The organism is Enterococcus cecorum DSM 20682 = ATCC 43198, assembly GCF_000407565.1.
GTDB classification, from domain to species: domain Bacteria; phylum Bacillota; class Bacilli; order Lactobacillales; family Enterococcaceae; genus Enterococcus_E; species Enterococcus_E cecorum.
This window is the reverse complement of sequence record NZ_ASWI01000006.1, coordinates 25,249-45,990: the sequence shown is the minus strand read 5'-3', so window position 1 is coordinate 45,990 and position 20,742 is coordinate 25,249. Positions and strand designations below refer to the sequence as shown.

At 36.8% G+C, this 20,742-nt stretch carries 19 protein-coding genes and 1 pseudogene; 1 reads left to right on the top strand and 19 read right to left on the bottom strand.

Features of this window, described 5'->3' with window-relative positions:
* Positions 1-77: 77 nt before the first annotated feature.
* The 4 genes from rpmG to I567_RS11965 form a co-directional block, all read right to left on the bottom strand.
* Positions 78-227, bottom strand: coding sequence for a 50S ribosomal protein L33 (gene rpmG / locus I567_RS11980; RefSeq protein ID WP_002296119.1), 150 nt, complete (start codon positions 225-227; stop codon positions 78-80).
* Between the two features lie 128 nt (positions 228-355).
* Positions 356-1,084 carry a DNA/RNA non-specific endonuclease gene (locus I567_RS11975; RefSeq protein ID WP_016252468.1) on the bottom strand — a complete coding sequence of 243 codons (729 nt, stop codon included), beginning with the start codon at positions 1,082-1,084 and terminating at the stop codon, positions 356-358.
* A gap of 125 nt (positions 1,085-1,209) precedes the next feature.
* Positions 1,210-1,662 carry a hypothetical protein gene (locus I567_RS11970; RefSeq protein ID WP_016252467.1) on the bottom strand — a complete coding sequence of 151 codons (453 nt, stop codon included), beginning with the start codon at positions 1,660-1,662 and terminating at the stop codon, positions 1,210-1,212.
* 237 nt (positions 1,663-1,899) lie between these two features.
* Positions 1,900-3,126, bottom strand: coding sequence for a CCA tRNA nucleotidyltransferase (locus I567_RS11965; protein ID WP_016252466.1), 1,227 nt, complete (start codon positions 3,124-3,126; stop codon positions 1,900-1,902).
* A 205-nt stretch (positions 3,127-3,331) separates the two neighbouring features.
* On the opposite strand from I567_RS11965, the gene I567_RS11960 reads away from it, so the two are divergent.
* Entirely contained in the window at positions 3,332-4,219 is an 888-nt protein-coding gene (locus tag I567_RS11960) for a YitT family protein (protein ID WP_016252465.1), read from the top strand.
* A 41-nt stretch (positions 4,220-4,260) separates the two neighbouring features.
* On the opposite strand, the gene I567_RS11955 is transcribed toward I567_RS11960, so the two are convergent.
* The 15 genes and pseudogenes from I567_RS11955 to I567_RS11885 form a co-directional block, all read right to left on the bottom strand.
* On the bottom strand, positions 4,261-4,794 hold the full coding sequence (locus I567_RS11955; protein WP_016252464.1) for a ReoY family proteolytic degradation factor: 534 nt from the start codon (positions 4,792-4,794) through the stop codon (positions 4,261-4,263).
* Positions 4,795-4,811: 17 nt separating this feature from the next.
* Positions 4,812-6,083, bottom strand: a complete 1,272-nt coding sequence (locus I567_RS11950; protein ID WP_016252463.1) for a tetratricopeptide repeat protein — start codon at positions 6,081-6,083, stop codon at positions 4,812-4,814.
* 137 nt (positions 6,084-6,220) lie between these two features.
* Positions 6,221-7,477 carry a threonine ammonia-lyase IlvA gene (gene ilvA, locus I567_RS11945; protein WP_016252462.1) on the bottom strand — a complete coding sequence of 419 codons (1,257 nt, stop codon included), beginning with the start codon at positions 7,475-7,477 and terminating at the stop codon, positions 6,221-6,223.
* A 20-nt stretch (positions 7,478-7,497) separates the two neighbouring features.
* A complete protein-coding gene (gene ilvC, locus I567_RS11940) occupies positions 7,498-8,496 on the bottom strand; it encodes a ketol-acid reductoisomerase (protein WP_016252461.1) in 999 nt (332 codons plus the stop codon).
* Between the two features lie 56 nt (positions 8,497-8,552).
* Positions 8,553-9,029: an acetolactate synthase small subunit gene (gene ilvN, locus I567_RS11935; protein ID WP_016252460.1), complete on the bottom strand. Its 477-nt coding sequence runs from the start codon at positions 9,027-9,029 to the stop codon at positions 8,553-8,555.
* Complete coding sequence (ilvB, locus tag I567_RS11930) at positions 9,030-10,715, bottom strand: biosynthetic-type acetolactate synthase large subunit (RefSeq protein ID WP_016252459.1); 1,686 nt, start codon at positions 10,713-10,715, stop codon at positions 9,030-9,032.
* A gap of 22 nt (positions 10,716-10,737) precedes the next feature.
* Positions 10,738-12,417, bottom strand: coding sequence for a dihydroxy-acid dehydratase (gene ilvD / locus I567_RS11925; RefSeq protein ID WP_016252458.1), 1,680 nt, complete (start codon positions 12,415-12,417; stop codon positions 10,738-10,740).
* Positions 12,418-12,880: 463 nt separating this feature from the next.
* A pseudogene (locus tag I567_RS11920) lies at positions 12,881-13,590 on the bottom strand (DUF554 domain-containing protein).
* A 68-nt stretch (positions 13,591-13,658) separates the two neighbouring features.
* Positions 13,659-13,934 carry an HU family DNA-binding protein gene (locus I567_RS11915; RefSeq protein WP_016252455.1) on the bottom strand — a complete coding sequence of 92 codons (276 nt, stop codon included), beginning with the start codon at positions 13,932-13,934 and terminating at the stop codon, positions 13,659-13,661.
* Between the two features lie 213 nt (positions 13,935-14,147).
* The gene (der, locus tag I567_RS11910; protein ID WP_016252454.1) at positions 14,148-15,458 is read right to left on the bottom strand and encodes a ribosome biogenesis GTPase Der; all 1,311 of its coding nucleotides are present in this window, start codon (positions 15,456-15,458) and stop codon (positions 14,148-14,150) included.
* A 161-nt stretch (positions 15,459-15,619) separates the two neighbouring features.
* Positions 15,620-16,819 (bottom strand): 30S ribosomal protein S1, encoded by a 1,200-nt coding sequence (gene rpsA / locus I567_RS11905; protein ID WP_016252453.1) that lies wholly within the window; start codon positions 16,817-16,819, stop codon positions 15,620-15,622.
* 99 nt (positions 16,820-16,918) lie between these two features.
* Positions 16,919-17,599 carry a (d)CMP kinase gene (gene cmk / locus I567_RS11900; RefSeq protein ID WP_016252452.1) on the bottom strand — a complete coding sequence of 227 codons (681 nt, stop codon included), beginning with the start codon at positions 17,597-17,599 and terminating at the stop codon, positions 16,919-16,921.
* 72 nt (positions 17,600-17,671) lie between these two features.
* Positions 17,672-18,280: a LysM peptidoglycan-binding domain-containing protein gene (locus I567_RS11895; protein ID WP_016252451.1), complete on the bottom strand. Its 609-nt coding sequence runs from the start codon at positions 18,278-18,280 to the stop codon at positions 17,672-17,674.
* Positions 18,281-18,364: 84 nt separating this feature from the next.
* Complete coding sequence (locus tag I567_RS11890) at positions 18,365-19,759, bottom strand: RecQ family ATP-dependent DNA helicase (protein WP_016252450.1); 1,395 nt, start codon at positions 19,757-19,759, stop codon at positions 18,365-18,367.
* Entirely contained in the window at positions 19,752-20,738 is a 987-nt protein-coding gene (locus I567_RS11885; RefSeq protein WP_016252449.1) for a helix-turn-helix domain-containing protein, read from the bottom strand. The genes I567_RS11890 and I567_RS11885 overlap by 8 nt, the downstream gene beginning before the upstream one ends.
* Between the last annotated feature and the right edge of the window lie 4 nt (positions 20,739-20,742).

Sequence of the window (20,742 nt, the reverse complement as noted above, 5' to 3'; positions counted from 1 at the left end):
ACCAACCTTTTGTGCTTATCATACCCTTAAAAAAGAAAAAAAGCTAGAATGGTTTAACCCATCCCAGCTTACTTCAATTATTTTGTTTCACGGTGTAAAGTAACTTTTCTTTCACGTGGGCAATATTTTTGCTTTTCTAAACGATCTGGATTGTTACGTTTATTTTTGCTTGTTAAGTAGTTACGTTCTTTACATGAAGTACATTCTAAAGTAATGTTTACGCGCATGTTATTCCCTCCTCGTACTTGAATACTCTAAGAAATCTCTCAGACTGAATTATCATACCATGTTTAAAGAAAGAATGCTAGTCTTTTTCTAAAAAAATGTTAAGTAATTTTACTTGACGCTCGAAATTTTAAGAGGCTTTCTTAGCCACGCCGGTCAAATAATTAATTTCATAGCCTTTTTCAGCATTATAGATAAAGACATGATAGCTAATTTCATCTGTTTCAATGCTCTTCGCTTGCATTTCTACGCCTCGACAAACAAGTTCATCGCCAACAAAAATAGGCTTCACTTGATAGCGAACATGATTGCCAGTATTCTTCACATAGCTGGCTACCTGCTGTTCATAAATCGTCATATACTCTTGATTCATTAACTCTGTGCCAGTAAATAAATTCTTCCAGTTGGCATCCTCACCCGTTAATTGATGGGCGATTAAATGGGAGCGATTATAAAGAAACTCACCATTACTCATTTTCTTTTGCTTCCAACCGGTTGGATACACTTTTGAGATGTCGCCACGTTTTTCATGAGGCAGTAAATCTTTTCCTAACATCGCATTGGCCACACCAACACGATTTAACCGGTCCAAATCACTAAAAGTTTGCCAACTCCCATTTTTTAAGGACAAGTCTGCTTTGCTAAAAGTCGGCTGATTGTGATTGACTTGCAGTACCATTTCCCCACTAAAGATAGGAATTTGATCCGTATTATCAATATTTTGGGCTTTGGTCGTTTGCGTAACTTCCACTTGATGATTATTAGATGTGGTTTGACTTGGTTGGTCAAAAAAGACATACCATATTCCTACAATAATGATTAGAAGAATCGTTGCACCTAGACTGTGTTTTTTCTTCAAATGCTTCATCCTTTCTAAAAGAAGTAACGATTCCATTTAACCAATTTTTTATTGAATTGTCTAGTCCAAGAATCCTTGTTCGCACAAAAAAAAGAGGAGTACTTGCCCCCTCTTTTAAAAAACTATTAGAAGTTTGCGCCATAAACGTCATCAACATTTTTAGTTGGATCAATAACAATATATAGACAACCATTCTTTTCACTAACTTTTGTTGATTGATGTACGTTATCTAAACCGTCGCCATCTTTATCTTCATATGGGAAGTAAACAATATCTGGCGTACCAGCACGATAGATAATTTCCATTCTTTCAATATCTTCATATTTTAAAGCGCGATCAAACATACCAAGTTCAAGACCGCCTAAGTTGATATCCGTTGTTGCCACATTATCAGCTTCAGGATAGATTTCAATCTTGAAACCGGCACATGGATGGATTTCTACAAATTCACTACCATTGATACGACCATAGCTTGTAGTGATTTGTTTAATCCACAAATCGCCAATATGACGGCGTTCAATCGTCCATGTTTCACCATTTCTAAATAAAAATTTTAGTGCTTTCATTTCTCTTGCCATAAAAAGGTCACTCCTTCAATTAAAAGACAGCACCAAAAAAGCGCTATCTGAAAGTTCTTACACTGTTAGTTTAGCATAGGTTTTAGAAAACGTAAACAACGTGCAATCTTCACAAAAAAACGATTTTTAGAAAATAATTTTTATTTAAAATAAATAAAGATTACAAATGTGATAATTCGGTATTTTTTATCTTTTTATAGTCATTGATAGATAACAAAGCAAAATATAAGAAAATTCTTAGTCAGCAGTCTTATTACGCAAATTCACAAACTCTTGGGCATAATTTAGCAATGCCTCACGTTCATTAGCCACTTCTTTTAATAGGACGGCTCGCTCACAGTGTGCAAGGGTTTCTTTTAACCATAAGCCACCACGTCGGTTCAAAGCTCGCATTAAATCATTCCCATTAATTGCTAAATCTTTGAGCGAATGAATGACAAGCAAACGATATTGATTCAGCAAACTTTCTTTTGATAAGGCTAAATCATAAAACGGAGCAATATAGAAAAGTTGAGTCAAACAAGTTTCATTCAATTGATAATAATCCAAGACATCCAATGGTCGTTGTTTGATTATTTCTAGCGCCTCACGTAAAAGTAGTACTTCATGTATTCTCTGATTGGATAGCTTCCATTCTTTTAAAAATGCTTTTTGATGTTTGCTGTCAATGGCTATTTGATCGATTAATAACCCCCAAGCCACCGATAAATCCTCAATTGGAAAACGTAAAATTTCACTCATTTGTCGTAAAAGATGCCGTTTATCTGACAGTTCTGGACAGTATTTAAAACAATCCGTGGCAATAAATAATTGGAAAGCTTGTTGTACATTTTGGCCTAATAATAATTTTTCAAACTCAATACAAATTCGTTCAACTGAAATTTTACTTAATAATGGGGCATGCGTCGTAATAGCTGCTTGCGTCTTTTCTTCTAAATCAAAGCCTAATTGCGAAACAAATCGTAAGCCACGCATCATCCGCAAAGCATCTTCTTGAAAGCGTTCAGCAGCAATCCCCACTGCTTTTAATCTTTTATTTTGTAAATCTTCTAGTCCATGGAACAAATCAATAATCTGGCCTTGGGCATTTAGGGCTAATGCATTAATCGTAAAATCACGTCGTTTTAAATCTTCTTCTAAACTACGAACAAAATCCACATGATCTGGTCGACGATAATCTTGATAGGTCGATTCTGTACGAAAAGTGGTAATTTCATAGCTTTCATCTTGATGCAAAACTAAAACCGTACCATGCTCAATGCCAACATCAATTGTTTTTTCAAAGACCTCTTTAATTTCAGCCGGAAAAGCACTAGTGGCGATATCAACATCATGAATCGGTAAGTTTAAGATGCAATCACGGACACTGCCGCCAACAAAATATGCCTCATAGCCTGCTTGATTCAGTTTGTCAATAACTGGTAATGCTTTTTTAAACTCTTGAGGTAAGTTATTTATTCGCATTGCTACTTCCTTTCTATTCGTTTCATACGTTTTTCAGTAAGTCCGTAATCATTATAACATAAGTTTACATTTTGACTAGCAACAATCAAAAACTAGAAAATGAGAGATTTACTTATTTTTCAGTATTTTTTAACACATTTATTGTATTTCATGGTTGTTTCTGCTACATTAATATCGTTGAGTAAATTTTAGGGGAGGTATTCGAATGCAAAAGAATTTATCTTGGAAAGTGTTTTTTGATATCTTTGTCATTATTTTAGGAACAGCTATTTTTAGTTTTGGTCTTGTTTTTTTTAACATTCCTAACAAATTAGCTGAAGGTGGTATCGCAGGGATTACCTTGATTTTAAAAGCTTTATTTAATTATAATCCTGCTATCACAAACTTGTTATTAAATATTCCTATTGTATTGTTAGGTGGCAAGATTCTAGGACGTCAAACATTAATTTATACAATTTTTGGTATTTTTGGTGTTTCTTTCTGGTTAGATTTCTGGCAAAAAATTCCAATTGTAATTGATTTAGATCATGACTTATTAATTGTCGCACTCGTTGCTGGGATTGTAATGGGTTTTGGTAGCGGGATTATCTATCGCGTGGGTGGAACCACTGGTGGTAGTGATATCGTTGCGAGAATTTTAGATAAAAACTTTGGGATTCCCTTAGGACGTGGGCTTTTTGGATTTGATGTGGTAGTCTTAGTTGCTTCCTTGACTTATGTTGATTTACACCGCATGATTTATACTTTGATTTTTAGCTTCGTCTTCTCTCGTGTCGTTGAAGCAGTCATCAATGGTGGTTATTCTGAAAAAGGAATTTTAGTCGTTTCAGATAAAAGCAATGAAATCACTGAATATTTGATGGCTAACGTGATGCGCGGAATTACTTATATTAAAGGAGAAGGAGCTTACTCGAAAGTCCAAAAAGATATCATTTATATGGTAGTCGGCGTTAGAGAATTACCTGCCATTAAGCGAATGATTCATGAAGTGGATGAAAAAGCCTTTATTTCTATTATCAATGTTCATGAAGTGATTGGCGAAGGATTTACTTATCTTAGACCGAAAAAAACCGTGCTAAAGAAAAATAAATAAAAATAAGGCCACAGCTCAAAACAAATGCTGTGGCCTTTTTGTTAACTTAATGCTTTTAATTCAGAAGATAATTGAGCAAAGGTTGCTTGATCATTTTCTTCCAATGCTAAATTGATTCGTAACAATAACTCCTTCTTCTGACTTTCCCTTGCTAATTCATTAAAGTAATCTTCTACTTGGCGATCAAATTGTGGATCTAAGGTTTCGTTCCAACTAGCATAGGGATTATCTTCCAAAACACCCAGATAAATGGCTTCTTGCCAGGCATCTTTAAACCGACATTCTAAATACAAATCCTCTTGCCAATGGAAACGAATCTCATGGAAAATCTGATCCACATCTGCAAATTCAATCTTTTCCTTATATAAAAGAATGGGCGTATCAGAATAATCCGCTGTTTGAATGACTAATCCTCTTGGTGTTACCTCTGCTTTTTCAACGAAGTGGACGTTTTCTAAAATGGCTTCGTGACTAATTAAATAATTGACTAACCATGAAACTTCGCGACGTGTAAATGATTGACTCGTAACAAACCAAGCCAGAAAATTCTTCTTTTGTGCCAATGTGATTGCCATTTGCTTCACCTTCTTTATTAGTAATCCCAATCGCTTTGTTTTAATTCATCATAGAGTTGGTGTAAAGATTCATCATGTATTTCTTTGGCTAAATGACTCTCAAGTAATGCCAATGCCTCTTTTAAGCGACCTTCATCACGTAAAAAGTAACAATAATCGCGAATAAATTCAGGAACTTCTTGCATTTCTTCTAAAGCCATTTCATAGTAATGGGCTGCCTTTTCGAACTCTTCCTCTTCATTATAGATTCGAGCAACCATCCAAAGTAATTCGCCTTGATAGGCATTTTCGATTCGTTCAAAATAGTGCAATGTTTGCTCATATTCTCCTTGATAAAAGGCGTTTTTAGCTAGAGCAGTCAGCACACTATCTTCCTCTTCATCTAATAAGAGCGCTTGATTCAGATAAAGGTTGGCTTTTTGATAGTCTTCCAACTCTTCTAGCACTTCAGCCAAATGTAAGTAAAAATGCACATAATACGGATTCTCTTTAATCGCTTGTTCCAATAATTGCGCTGCTTTTACTGGCTGTTGTTCATGAACATAGATATCCGCTAACTCTAGATAAGCCTCTTTAATATTCGGATTTTCTTTGATTAGCTCTTCATAATAGATAATCGCTTCATCCATTTCATGCATTTGTTGATTCAAACGAGCTAAGTTTAATAGGATTTGATCATTCTTCTTGTGGCGATAAGCTTCTTTATAGTAGTCTAAAGCCTCTTCAAACTTCCCTTGATGTGCAAGTGTGGTCGCTAAACGCTCTAAAATTGACACATTAGAAAATTCCGTATAGCCAGCATCTAATAAAAGTTCATACATATTTTGCGCTAGCGTCAATTTATTGGCTAACAAAGCAATTTCTGCATAGGCAAATTGAACGGTTTCATCATCAGGCAATAAAGCAAGCAACTCTTGTAATTTAGCCAGACTTACTTCGATAAATCCAATCGCTTGGTAAGCATCGGCCATCATAAAGAGTGCGCGTGGATAATATTCGCTCGTCTCTTTGATTTGGTCTAAGTATTCAAAGGCGCTTTCGTAATCATCTTCTTCAATTGCAATTTCAGCCAAATAGGTTAATACCAAATCTTTTTCAGGTATTTGACGCTCCACTAAATCTAAAAAGACTTCCTTAGCCTCAATCAAGAATCCTTTTTCAATTAATACTTCACCCAACTCAATTAATACAGGTAATTCATCATGGGTTAAGGCTTGTTGTAATAATAAATCAGCGCCGTCTAAATCACCATCAGACAACGACTGTAACATTTTTTCACTAAAAGACATCGTATATCTCCTTTAATCTAGTCTAGCTTTATTTTACCACAATTTGACTGGCAATGCTCTTATTTATTATTTTTAGATTATCGTAAAAAAAGCATAAACCAAGAGAATCGTTTCTTCTCTTAGTTTATGCATTATCATTATACTAACAAGGTGTGCAAAGTTGGATGCTCACTTAATTTCAAGAAGTTTGGATCAAATTGTTCGATTCTAACCAATAAACCGGGAACATCTTCTTTTTGTTTAGATAAAACGCCCAAGACAACCGGTCCTGTTCCGCGATTGACTTTTTTCGTGTACTCAAACAAGGTAATATCATCATTTGGACCTAAAACTTCGGTAACAAACTCTTTTAAAGCACCTGGTCGTTGTGGGAAGTTTACCACAAAATAATTGATTAATCCTTGGTACATCAAAGCTCGCTCTTCAATTTCAGCCATACGATTAATATCATTATTACCACCACTGATGACACAAATGACCGTTTTGCCTTTTATTTCATCTTTCAACAATTCCAAAGCAGCTACACTCAATGCGCCGGCTGGTTCTGCTACGATAGCTTGTTTACTATAAAGATCTAAAATAGTGGAACAAACCAAGCCTTCATCCACACTAATTAGGCGATCAACAAAAAGTTTAGCAATTTCAAAGGTATGTTGGCCAACTTCTTGAACAGCTGCCCCATCAACGAATTTATCGATACGTGGCAATCTCACCGGATGTCCCGTTGCAAAAGCCGCTTGCATACTAGGCGCTCCCGTTGGCTCAACACCAATGACTTTTGTATCCGGACTGACTGATTTTACATAAGTACTCACACCACTAATTAAGCCGCCACCACCAATAGCTGCTAAGACATAATCAGCTGTTAGATTTTTATCAGCCAAATCATTCATCATTTCTAAAGCCAATGTCCCTTGTCCAGCAATGATATCTACATCATCAAACGGATCAATAAAGGCCATTTGATTTTCTTTTGCATAATCTTTGGCTGCTTGAGCGGAGGCATCAAAAGTATCCCCCACTAGTTTAATTTCAACATAGTCGCCACCGAAAAAGGAGACTTGGGAAATTTTTTGTGCTGGTGTTGTTGTTGGCATAAAAATGACTGCTCGAACTTTGATTTCGTTACAAGTATAAGCCACGCCTTGTGCATGATTACCCGCACTCGCACAAACAACGCCATTTGCTAATTCAGCTTGAGGTCGATTTTTGATTGCGTAATAAGCCCCTCGTAATTTGAAGGAACGGACCTTTTGTAAATCTTCTCTTTTTAGATAGACATTTGCTTGATATTTTTCTGAAAGGTAGCGATCATGTTGCAAAGGGGTATGACTAACCGCCTCTTTTAGTACCTCGTAGGCTTGTTCTACCGATTCTTTGGTTATTAGCGTCAACTTCTCTCACTTCCTACTTTCTAGTCGTTTGGATTTTGCACAAATGGCATCATCTTACGTAGTTTCGCGCCCACTTCTTCAATTGGATGACCTGCATTTTTCGCGCGCATTTCTTTAAATTTAGGTAAACCAGCTTTGTTATCTTCAACAAAACCTTTGGCAAAGGAACCATTTTGGATATCTGCTAAAACAGCTTTCATATTCGCTTTTGTTTGTTCTGTAATGACGCGTGGACCTGATACATAGTCCCCATATTCTGCTGTATTTGAAATAGATTGACGCATTTTATCAAAGCCACCTTCATAGATAAGGTCTACAATCAATTTCATTTCATGACACACTTCAAAGTAAGCTAGTTCTGGTTGATAGCCTGCTTCCACTAAGGTTTCAAAACCAGCTTCAATCATGCTTGTTAAACCACCACATAGGACAGCTTGTTCACCAAATAGGTCGGTTTCTGTTTCTTCTTTAAAGGTCGTTTCTAACACCCCAACACGTGTTGAACCGATTCCTTTAGCATAAGATAAGGCAATATCACGCGCATTGCCGGTAGCATCTTGTTGGACCGCAAATAATGAAGGAACAGCAAAGCCATCCACAAAAGTACGACGAACAAGATGACCTGGTCCTTTAGGGGCAACTAAGAAGACATCCACATCTTTTGGTGGGTGAACAACATCAAAATGAATATTAAAGCCATGTGCAAAAGCTAGGGCATTTCCCGCTTCTAAGTTTGGCGCAATTTCATTTTCATAAAGGGCTCCTTGTATTTCATCTGGTGCTAAAATCATGATTACATCCGCTTTTTTCGTTGCTTCTGATACTGGAAAGACTTCAAAACCATCTTCGCGGGCTTTTTGCGCTGATTTTCCTTCACGTACACCGATAACGACTTTGTTCCCATTATCGCGTAAGTTTTGTGCATGGGCATGACCTTGTGAGCCGTAACCTACAACCGCAATTGTTTTTCCTTCCAATGCATTTTTTTCTACTGAATCATCATAATAAACTTTAACCATTTGAATACCTCCAATAATATTCCTTTTTATTTTTTATATTAAAAGCAAAGTTGCTTCTAACCACGAATTAAACTTGTGACTCCTGTTCTTGCCATCCGCTTAATGCCATAAGGTTTTAATATTTCAATACAAGCTTCTACTTTATCGGGATGTCCGACTACTTGAATCGTAATCGTTGAAGCAGCCACATCCACGATATCTGCTCTAAAAGGAGAAACCATTGCTTGAATTTCTAATCTTGTATTTGCTGGTGCATTGACTTTAATTAAGGCCAATTCTCTTTCAACATGTGGCGTATGTGTTAAATCAGTCACTTTCAGCACTTCTATTTGTTTATTTAACTGTTTGATGACTTGTTCGGCATCAGCTTCTGATTCGACATTAAAAGAGATTGTCATGCGTGAAATGTCTTTTCGTTCCACAGTACCAACAGAAATACTTTCAATATTGACTTGGCGACGATTTAAGGTACTAGTAATGCGACTTAAAACCCCCGCTTGATTATAGACAACTGCTGTAACGGTTCTTCTCATTTACTTCACCCCAATCATCTTATGGTTCGGTGCTCCGGCGGCAACCATTGGTAATACATGTTCTTGAGCTGGAATTTCGACTTCAATTAAGACTGGTCCTTCTAAGGCAAAGGCAGCTTTTAAGTCTTCTTCAATCGTTTTCGGATTACTTAAACGTACGCCTTTGACATGATAGGCCTCAGCAAGCTTCATAAAATCTGGCTGAGTCTTAAATTCAGAGGATGAAAAACGTGCGCCATGGAATTTTTCTTGCCATTGATGCACCATGCCCAGCACATGATTGTTCATTAACACAAATTTGATATCTAAGTTATGTTCATTTAAAATCGCAAATTCTTGGTTCGTCATTTGGAAACCACCATCGCCTACAAATACGACGACTTGGCTTTCTGGATGAGCAAATTTCACCCCAATCCCTGCAGGAATACCATACCCCATCGTTCCCAAGCCACCAGAAGTAATCATTTGTCTAGGGAAACTAAATGGATAAAATTGGGATACCCACATTTGATGCTGACCAACATCGGTAACAACATAAGCTTTAGAATCGGTAATATCACCCACGATTTCAACCACTCGTTGGGGCTTAATTTCTTCATCTGTCTCATCATAATATAATGGATGTTTCGCTTCTCTTTCTTGACATTCTGCAATCCATCCACTGTAATCACCTGGTTTTGTATCAAGAGCGAGCATTTTTTCTAGCGCATCTTTGGCATCGGCTACTACAGGAATATCGGTACGAATGACTTTACCAATTTCTGCTGGATCAATATCAATATGGGCGATTTTCGCATTTGGGGCAAAACTATTTGGCGAAGTAGCTAAACGGTCTGCAAATCGTGAGCCAATATTTATCAAGTAATCACAAGTTGATAAAGCCATATTTGCTGCATAAGTTCCGTGCATACCACCCATTCCTAAATTGAGTGGATGTTTGCTTGGTACTGTTCCTAGAGCCATCATGGTTTCAACGACTGGAATTTGATACTTATCGACAAAGGTACGTAATTCCTCGGTTGCATTGGCATAACTAACACCAGCTCCCACTAAAAGTAATGGCTTTTTCGCACGTTTTAATTGTTTCATGGCTTTTTCAATTTGTGGCAGTGAAGCTGAAGTATTTGGTTGATAACTTGGAATATCCACTTCAAAATGTTCAAGAAATCCCCCCATCGATTGACTGATATCTTTTGGTAAGTCAATCACTACTGGACCAGGACGCCCCGTAGAAGCAATATGAAAAGCTTCATGAACAATTCGTTGTAAATCATTAACATCGCGCACTTGGAAGTTATGCTTGGTTATCGGTAAAGTAATCCCTAAAATATCAGCTTCTTGAAAGGCATCGGTACCAATTCCACCTGTGCCAACTTGACCCGTAATCACGACTAAAGGTAGCGAATCACTCATCGCATCAGCAATTCCGGTAATCGCATTGGTTGCTCCAGGACCAGATGTAACAACCACGACACCAGGTTTGCCCGTTACTTTGGCATACCCTTCTGCTGCATGTACGGCTCCTTGTTCATGTCTGGTTAATACATTTGAAATTTCAAAATCATACATGGCATCATATAATGGTAAGACCGCACCGCCAGGATAACCAAAAATCAATTCAACCTTTTCTTTTTTCAAACATTCTAACAAAAGCTCGGAACCATTTAGCTTTGTTTGATTCTCCATATAATCCCCTCTATTCTTTTATTTACTCCGTTACTCTCATAATTCCGCCAGTATTTGCTGAAGTAACTAAGGCTGTATATCGTGCTAACCAACCTTTTTTAACTTTAAATTCAAATTTTGGTAAGTTTTCGCGACGTTTGGCTAACTCTTCTTCGCTAACCAATAAATTCAAGGTACGATTCGTTAAATCAATGGTAATTTCATCGCCATCTTCTACTAAAGCTAATGGACCCCCCGCAGCGGCTTCTGGTGAAATGTGACCAACCGCAATGCCGCGTGTTGCTCCTGAGAAACGACCATCCGTAATCAAGGCCACGTCACGACCTAGACTACGACCAACAATACTTGAAGTTGGAGCTAACATTTCTGGCATTCCTGGTCCGCCTTTTGGTCCTTCATAGCGAATAACCACGACATGACCTTTTTGTACGCGACCGTCATCAATGGCTGCCACGGCTTCATCATGAGAATTAAAGCAAATTGCCTTACCAGTAAAGCTCTTAATATCTGGATCTACGCCACCCACTTTAATCACTGAACCATCTGGCGCGATATTTCCATAAAGGATAGACAAACCACCAACTGGACTATAAGGATTTTCTTTGCTACGGATCACTTCTGGATTATTGATTTTAGCATCCTTAACATTTTCACGAATCGTTTTACCTGTGACGGTGATACGATCTGGATGGATAGCACCAGGTACATCAATTAATTCACGAATAATCGCACTCACCCCACCCGCTTCATGAACATCATGCATCGAATAAGCTGAAGAAGGTGCAATTTTTGATAAGTAAGGTACCCGTTTGGCAATTTCATTAATATCTTCTAAGTTGTAATCAATTTCGGCTTCATTCGCAATGGCCAGTGTGTGTAGCACTGTATTGGTAGAACCACCCATCGCCATATCTAAGGCAAAGGCATCACCAATGGCCTCTTTCGTGACGATATCACGTGGTTTGATTTGCTTTTTCACTAAATCCATTAAATGAAAGGCTGCTTGACGAACTAAATCACGACGGTCTTGTGAAACAGCTAAAGTCGTGCCATTACCTGGTAAAGCAAGTCCTAAAATTTCTAATAAACAGTTCATTGAATTTGCTGTGAACATGCCCGCACAAGAACCACAAGTTGGGCAAGCATTTTGTTCCATAAATTGAAATTCATCATTCGTTAAGTTACCAGCTTTATAGGCACCAACTGCTTCAAACATCGTTGATAAAGTCATTTGATGTCCTCGAGGATCAACACCGGCTTTCATTGGACCACCCGAACAAAAGATAGCTGGTACATTGGTTCGCATGGCTGCCATAATCATTCCAGGAGTGATTTTGTCACAATTAGGAATATAAAATACGCCGTCAAACCAGTGCGCATTTATGACAGTTTCGGCAGCATCGGCAATTAATTCACGACTTGGTAGTGAATAGCGCATCCCAATATGGCCCATTGCGATTCCATCATCGACACCAATTGTATTAAACTCAAAAGGAATGCCACCTGCCTCACGAATCGCTTCTTTGGCAATTTCAGCTAATTCTCTTAAATGAACATGTCCGGGAACAGTATCAATATAAGAATTACAAATAGCAATAAATGGTTTTTCCATATCTCTTGCGCTTTTTACTTGTCCTGTCGCATATAGCAAACTTCTTGCTGGTGCGGCATCAATACCTTTTTTGATTTGATCACTTCTCAATTGCATTTCCTCCGTTTATCAAAATTTTGATTTCAAAGCTAAAATCATTATTACAGCTTGTGTTTCATTTTGAAGTACTTTTTAGTTCTCAAGATTTTTCTTAAAAACAAAGAAAAATCCCACCCAAAGATTTATCAGTGAGTGGGATGCTTAGTAAGAATCCCATTCACAATGCACAAATAGGACTCAAACATGTGGGTAATTTTTCCATGTTCTAAGTCCTCTAGGTAATAATGACAATTAATAATAATCCTGTTAATTTTTGTTGCATATGAATCGTCTCCTTACAATTCAATGTATTTTTTAATTTTTTTACAATATACTTCTAATTTAATTAAATGTCAATATCTTTTCTAAATATTTTTTAATTTTTCGGTTAATTTTCTGAATTTTTTTATTATTTTCCTTATTTCTTTCAAAACAAAAAAATGCCCCTTCGATAACCCTCGAAAGCACATTTCTTTTACCATTGCCAAAGTAGTGCCAATATCAAACTCGGCAGTAGATTCGCAACCTTTATTTTCGGTCCAAAAAACAAATTGACACCGACACAAAAGATTAAGATGGAGCCGATGAATGATAATTGACTCAAGCCTTGATTACTGATAAGTGGGGCTAAATAATGGGCAAGTAAAGTCAAACTCCCTTGGAAAATTCCCACAGGTATGAATGAAAATAAACTTCCTTTTCCCATTGAACTCGCCATAATCAAGATAATAATGAAATCAAGAATCGCTTTAGCAAACAAAATGGCATAATTATGGTGTAATCCATCTTCAAAAGCCCCGACAACCGCCATAGCCCCGATACAAACAGTTAAAGAACTAGTCACAAAGGCTTCTAAAAATTGAGAATCGTTTTCGGAATGACTTTTCTGCTTTAAAAATGTCCCAAATTGAACCAATCGCTTTTCTATATCAAGCCATTCTCCAACCATTGCGCCGATTGTCAGGCAAAATATCAACATCATACTGCCTTTACTACTTAAGCCAGTTTTGGTTACTTGTAGCATTTTTTCCATTGTCCCCCTAAACCTAACATCAACACGGCTAAACCAGCTGTTTTCGTTAAAGTTTCCTGCATAGAGGCTTTTAATCGTTTGCCAAAAAATAAACCAAAAATTCCGCCGAAAATAATTGCGAATACATTTACAATTGTTCCTAAACCAATCATCATCTAACCTCGAAAAAAGTATAAAAAAGGAGCCCCTGAATCATCAAGAGCTCCATAGATAGAACACCTTATTTAACGGCTTCCTTCAAAGCTTTACCTGGTTTGAATGCAGGAACTTTGCTTGCTGGAATAATAATTTCTTCGTTCGTTTGAGGGTTACGTCCTTTACGTTCTGCACGATTGCGAACTTCAAAGTTACCAAAACCGATTAATTGAACTTTTTCACCGTTAGCTAAAGCGTCTTGGATTGCTGAAAATACAGCGTCTACTGCAGCAGTAGCGTCTTTTTTGGATAAATCTGTAGCCGCTGCAACTTTTTCGATTAATTCTGCTTTATTTGCCATGGATGATTCACCTCCTGATTTTTGATGTGATGTTAAACACCATTCACCATCCTTGAGTGGTCCAAGGTTAGTGAGAAATATTGAATAATGAATCAATATCCTGTTACTAAGTTATCATAAGAAGCCTTTAATATCAAGACTTTTCGTTGTACTTTCGTGGGTTGTTTGTTTCATTTTGATTACAAACTAAGAAAATAATTGAAAGTATTCCCGTCATTTTCTTTTTCGTGCAATAATTCTTATCGGTGTACCTTCAAAAGTAAATGCTTTGCGAATCTGATTTTCTAAAAAGCGTGCATATGAGAAATGCATTAATTCTTCCTCATTTACGAATATGACAAAGGTTGGTGGTTTCACACTAACTTGAGTCGCATAAAAGATTTTGAGACGTTTACCTTTATCTGTTGGTGTTGGATTAATAGCCACAGCATCCATAATAATATCATTAAGGACTGCAGAAGGTACGCGTAAGTTTTGATTTGCACTTACTTCTTCAATCATTGCTGGCAACTTATTCAAGCGTTGTTTTGTTTTCGCTGATACAAAAATAATCGGTGCATAATCTAAATATTGAAATTCTTCTCTAATTTCTAATTCAAAATCGCGCATCGTATTCGTATCTTTTTCGACAAGATCCCACTTGTTCACCACGATAATGACACCTTTTCCTGCTTCGTGTGCAAAACCAGCAACTTTCTTATCTTGTTCACGAATGCCTTCTTCTGCATTAATGACAAATAATACCACATCCGAACGGTCAATTGCTCGCATCGCCCGCATGACACTGTATTTTTCTGTTGATTCATAGACCTTGCCTCGTTTGCGCATTCCGGCTGTATCGATCATGGTAAATTTTTGACCATTTTCACTGATAAAATGTGTATCAATGGCATCACGGGTTGTTCCTTCGATATCAGAAACGATGACCCGTTCTTCCCCTAAAATTGCATTAATGAGCGATGATTTGCCGACATTTGGACGTCCAATCAAGCTAAATTTGATAACACTATCATCTTCAGGTTCGATTTCAGTGCTAAAGTGTTTGACAGCTTCATCTAAGACATCCCCTATTCCTAAACCATGACTCCCTGAAATCGGAAATGGTTCGCCTAAACCTAGCGCATAAAATTCAAAGATATCATTTCTTAATTCAGGATTATCTACTTTATTTATTGCTAATATCACAGGTTTTTTACTTTTATAAAGCATGCGTGCAACCATTTCATCCGCATCCGTAATCCCTTCACGAACACTGGAAATAAAAATAATTACATCTGCTTCTTCAATCGCAATTTGGGCCTGGGCTTTAATTTGCTCCATAAATGGTTCGTCACCTAGGTCAATCCCACCAGTATCAATAATACTAAACTCACGACCTAGCCATTCGCCTGTTGCATAAATACGATCTCGCGTCACTCCAGGAGTATCTTCAACAATTGAAATACGTTCTCCGGCAATTCGGTTAAAGATGGTTGATTTACCGACATTTGGACGACCGACAATTGCAATAGTTGGATTTGCCATTTTCTTCCCTCCATTTTTTTCAATCTCAATTAGTTTACCGAAACTTTCATCATCTTGCAAGTAAAAAAAGGCGCAATACCTTGAAAAATGGATAAATTGCGCCTTTACTATTCTTTTTGGTATACAGAACAAGAAAATTTAGTTGGTTTTTATCTAAAGAATTATTCTTCAGTTTTTAAAGCTTCTCCTAAAATATCACCCATAGTAAAACCAGTTGATTCTTCTGGTAGTTCATAGCTTTCTTCTTCAGCGACTACTTCTTCAACTTTTGGTTCTGGTTTTTCTTCAAGTGCTTTAATACTTAAAGCAATACGTTGATTTTCTGGAGATACTTCCAAGACTTTAACTTTAACTTCTTCGCCTTCTTTTAAGACTTCATGTGGTGTAGCAATGTGTTTGTGCGCAATTTGTGAAATATGCACAAGACCTTCTACACCAGGGAATAATTCCACAAAAGCGCCAAAACTTGTCAAGCGTTTCACTGTCCCTGTTAACACACTGTCAACGGGGGCTTTATCTTCAATATCATCCCATGGTCCAGGTAGAGTATCTTTAATAGATAATGAAATACGATTGCTAGCTGGATCAACAGATAAAACTAAAACATTTACCTTTTCACCGACTTTTAAGACATCACTTGGTTTGGCTACATGTGTATGAGAAATTTCAGAAACATGAACAAGTCCATCAACACCACCTAAATCAATGAATGCGCCAAAGTTCGTTAATCGAGCGACAGTCCCTTCAATTTGATCTCCTTTATGAATTGAAGCAAATACCGCTTCTTTTTGTTTTTGCTTTTCTTCTTCAGCAACAACTTTATGTGATAAAATTAAGCGATTTTCGCTTGGTTCGATTTCAACAATCTTACACTTTAAGGGTTGTCCTTTATATTTACTAAAGTCCTTAACAAAATGGTCTTCAACCATTGAAGCAGGAATGAATGCACGAATACCCAAATCTGCAACTAAACCACCTTTAACCACGTTGGTAATAGTTGCATCAACGACTTCACCTGCAGCATATTTTGCTTCGATTTCTTCCCATAATTTTTTAGCATCCAAGCGACGTTTAGATAATAAGTAGCTACCATTTTCTTTATCATTACCGATTCTTGAAATCACTACTAAATCTAATTCATCACCGACTTTTACTAATGACTCTAAATCATCAGTTGGTGTTGTAGATAATTCTTTTGCTGGGATCACACCTTCTAAGCCTGTTCCCAAAATCGCAACAATGACTTGCTTATCTTCAATAGCTAACACTTCACCTTTAACAATATCGCCAACATGAATTTCTTGTACGCTATTTAAAGCCTCTTCCATTGTTTCTGTTACTTGTCCTTCAAATTCCGTCATACCTAATTTCCTCCTGACCAACATTTGTTCATGTATACACTACAATATCTAGTTTATTGCAATTTCACAAAAAAATAAAGCGATTTCCAATAATTTCTTTTATTTTTTTGCTGAATTTTCGTCATTTACTAAATTAATGATAGCTTGAACGACTTCATCGATGCTCATTCCCGTTGTATCAATACTTACCGCATCTACAGCTTGCACAAGTGGCGAATTTTCGCGATGAGAGTCATAATAATCTCTTTTTTCAATGGCAACTTTTAATTCTTCAAAATCACTTGGAATGCCTTTTTCTAGATTTTCTTTATGACGTCTTCTCGCACGTTCTTCAACACTAGCGACCAAAAAGATCTTCACTTGCGCATCAGGTAAAACCACGGTCCCAATATCACGGCCATCCATGACGACCCCACCATCTTTAGCAATGGCTTGTTGTTGTTTCACTAATTGCTCACGGACTAACTTGTAAGCAGCCACTTTGGAGACATTTTTGGTTACCTCTGGCATCCTAATCTCCTTAGTCACATCCTGATCATCCACAAAAACAAGTTGTTGTTCACTTCCTTGTTTAAAAGTGATAGGAAAGCGTAAAATAAGTGAAACTAGAGCTTGCTCATCATCCAAACTGACTTGATGTTTTAAAGCTAGATAGGTCACTGAACGATACATCGCTCCTGTATCGGTATAAATAAATCCTAATTTTTTGGCAATTATTTTCGCAACGGTACTTTTCCCAGATGAAGCCGGACCATCGATTGCAATATTTATTTTTTTCATTCCATTACCCCTAACTAAATCACTATTTACACAAAAAGAGACTGAGGAGACACGCCCCCAGTATCTCTATTTTTATTTAATTCGAATTTGTTGTCCTGGTGTTAAATGGAAGTTATCAGCAGTCATTCCATTTAAACGATAAATATCTTCTACGCTGACACCTGTTCGACTAGCAACTGTTGCCGGACCTTCACCAGCTTGAACAGTTGTATATTCTGCGCCATTTTCAGTAGTTGTTTCACCATTTTGGCTATTTTGGCCCTCTTGATTTTCTTGGGTATTTTGTTCAGCAGCATTTTCAGTTGCTTCTTGGTTTTCTGCAATGGTTGCTTCACTTGAACTTGTTTGGGTTTCTTCAGTTTGAGTGGTTGATTCACTCGTAGTTGCTGAACTTTCTTTTGTTTGTGAGGTACTTGATTTTTTCGTGCTTGATTTGGTTGTTTGCGTTTGTTTGGGTTGATTATCTACATAATGTTTCCAAATGCCAAATGCGGCTGGACATGCAGCAATTAAGAATAACAAAAGTAAGACAATCGTTAAAAATTTGCTATTCCCGCGTTTTCTTCTGCCTTGTTGTATGCGACTAGGCATTTGATCTTCTTGACCTTCTACATTGTAAATAGGTTGTTCCCATGGTTCATTTAGATTTTCTGTTTCTTTTTTCTTATCTTTATTTCGCAAAATAATCCCTCCTACAGTCTTTCCGTCTCATTATATCATAGCAAAGATTACTTGTGTTCAAAAAATTTAGAAGAATCGATTAACTTAAAAAATTTTTAGCAAAACCTCTTGCCAATTCGCTATTTTTTCATTTTGAATGTTTGAATTCACCAGTAATTGATAATCAAACGGGCCATGATTATCACAACATAGCGCTTGTTTATCTGGCAATGGGTTTTCAAAATACTGAGCAATAAAATCACGCCGGCATTGATTCGTATGGATATAGCTTAACATCGTCTGTAACTGTGCTTGCTTTACCTTTTCATTGGCTTTAATTTCTTCCATAAATAAATGATAATCTTCACGCTGAATTTGGCGAAACCATTTTTGCTGTAATTCGCTAAAATATTTTTGTGCGCCATTTTTAGGTACATCTAATAATTCAAAGACTTCGCGTTCATTTCTTGTTTGATTTTGCATATAATAATGAATTTGTTCATCATGATTTTGATAAAGTAAAATCGCAATACTCGGCTCGCCATCTCGTCCGGCCCGACCAATTTCTTGTACATAGCTTTCCAAATTATCCGGCAAATCATAATGAATCACAAAACGAATATCTGGCTTATTGATTCCCATTCCAAATGCATTCGTCGCTACCAATAGTTGCAATTGATTTTTTTGAAATTGAGTTTGCAGCAAGCGTCGTTGATTACTAGAAAGGCCTCCATGATAATAACCAATCGAATAATCTTTTTTTAAACGTTCATACAATTCTTCCACTTGCACACGGGTAGCGCAATAGATAATCCCTGTCCCCGATAATTCTTTTAAATATTTCAACAATACGGCTTCTTTATCATTTGTTTTTTCAACTTGTAAATAGATATTTGGACGGTTCACTGGCAATTCAAATACTTGAGCATCAGGATATAGCAACAACTCTTGAATTTCCGCTTTAACTTTTGGGGGTGCACTTGCGGTTAAAGCTAAAGTGGTCGGATCATGTAATTGCTTTTTCACCCATTTTAAATTGCGATACTCCGGTCGAAAATCCACACCCCACTGAGAAAGACAATGGGCTTCATCAATAACAAAAAGGGCTATCTTTTGTCTGCTAAGTGCTTGAATACACTCAGGCTGTGAGAGCATCTCGGGGCTTAAATAAATATATTGATACTCCGATAAATGAGTGAGAACATATTCTCTTTCAGATTTCGTTAATAAACTATTGATTGCCACTGCCGAAAACTTTTTCATTTGTAGTAAACCATTCACTTGATCTTCCATTAAAGATAATAGCGGTGAAACTATGATAACCATTCCCTCGAGCAATACACCTGGTAATTGATAACATAAGCTTTTTCCAGTCCCTGTTGGTAATATTGCTAAACAGTCCTGATGATTTAGTACCGTTTGAATAATCTCTTCTTGTAGACCTCTGAACGAATCATATCCAAAATTTTCTTCTAATACTTGCTGTATATGCTCATTCATAGTTATCTCTTCCCTTCAATATTGCGATTTGACTTAAACGATACTGTAAAAATGAAATTTCAGGGTTTTCTTCTACAAGGTCTTTATATCGATAATCTAACAATGTTTCCTCTTGTGTCAGTAATTGAAAATCTTCAAATGGAAATCTATCATCCAAAATTGCCCATTCAATTAAATGGTCTATTATTGTTCCTTCTTTCAAGCCTCGTATTTGTGCAATCTTCTCTACGTCATAACCAAATTTATAATATTGACGCGTAACAAGCATACTTTGTTTATAATTTTCTAAAATAAAAGGTTTGAATAATTGAAATAATACTAGCTCCGTATGTGTCATCAAATAAGACCAAAATCTTTCCACACATGCCAAGGTGTAACAAATATCAAAGGGCGAATGCAAATCTTCAGGTAATACTTGATAGAAAGTTTTTCCAGAAATTTGTTTTCCAGAAAAAGTATTTGCTAAAAAATCAGCCTGGTCTTGCGGCATCTGCGAGAAAACATGACTCAGCTCTTCATGAATTTTTTGTTTTTGCTCTTCATCCATTTGCGCTATCATTTGATCCACATTTAGCAAATAAAATGGACTGTTCTCTAATACTGGTCCTTGATAATCTGCTGGCCAATAAGAAAGACGACAAAGAAATAATTGCAGCATGCGCCATAATGTAAGACTATTTTTGAGACGAAAATGATTCAGATGGCAATAAGGCTCTTGTGTGAATAAAGATGGGATGATTTTTACACGTACAAGCTCATTTTCAAGAATGACTACTGCTTTTTGATTGACCAAGCGTTGGATTATTTTTTCATATTCTGCTTTTGATAAATGTGGAAAAATACCTACAATATTTAATAATTGATGACCATAAGCATAGTACAACATCGAGGCAGATTTTTTTCCTACTAAGATTTGATATAAAGTATTCATCCTTAACTTGTCATTTTCACCAAACAAAGCTAAAATAAATTCATCCATAATA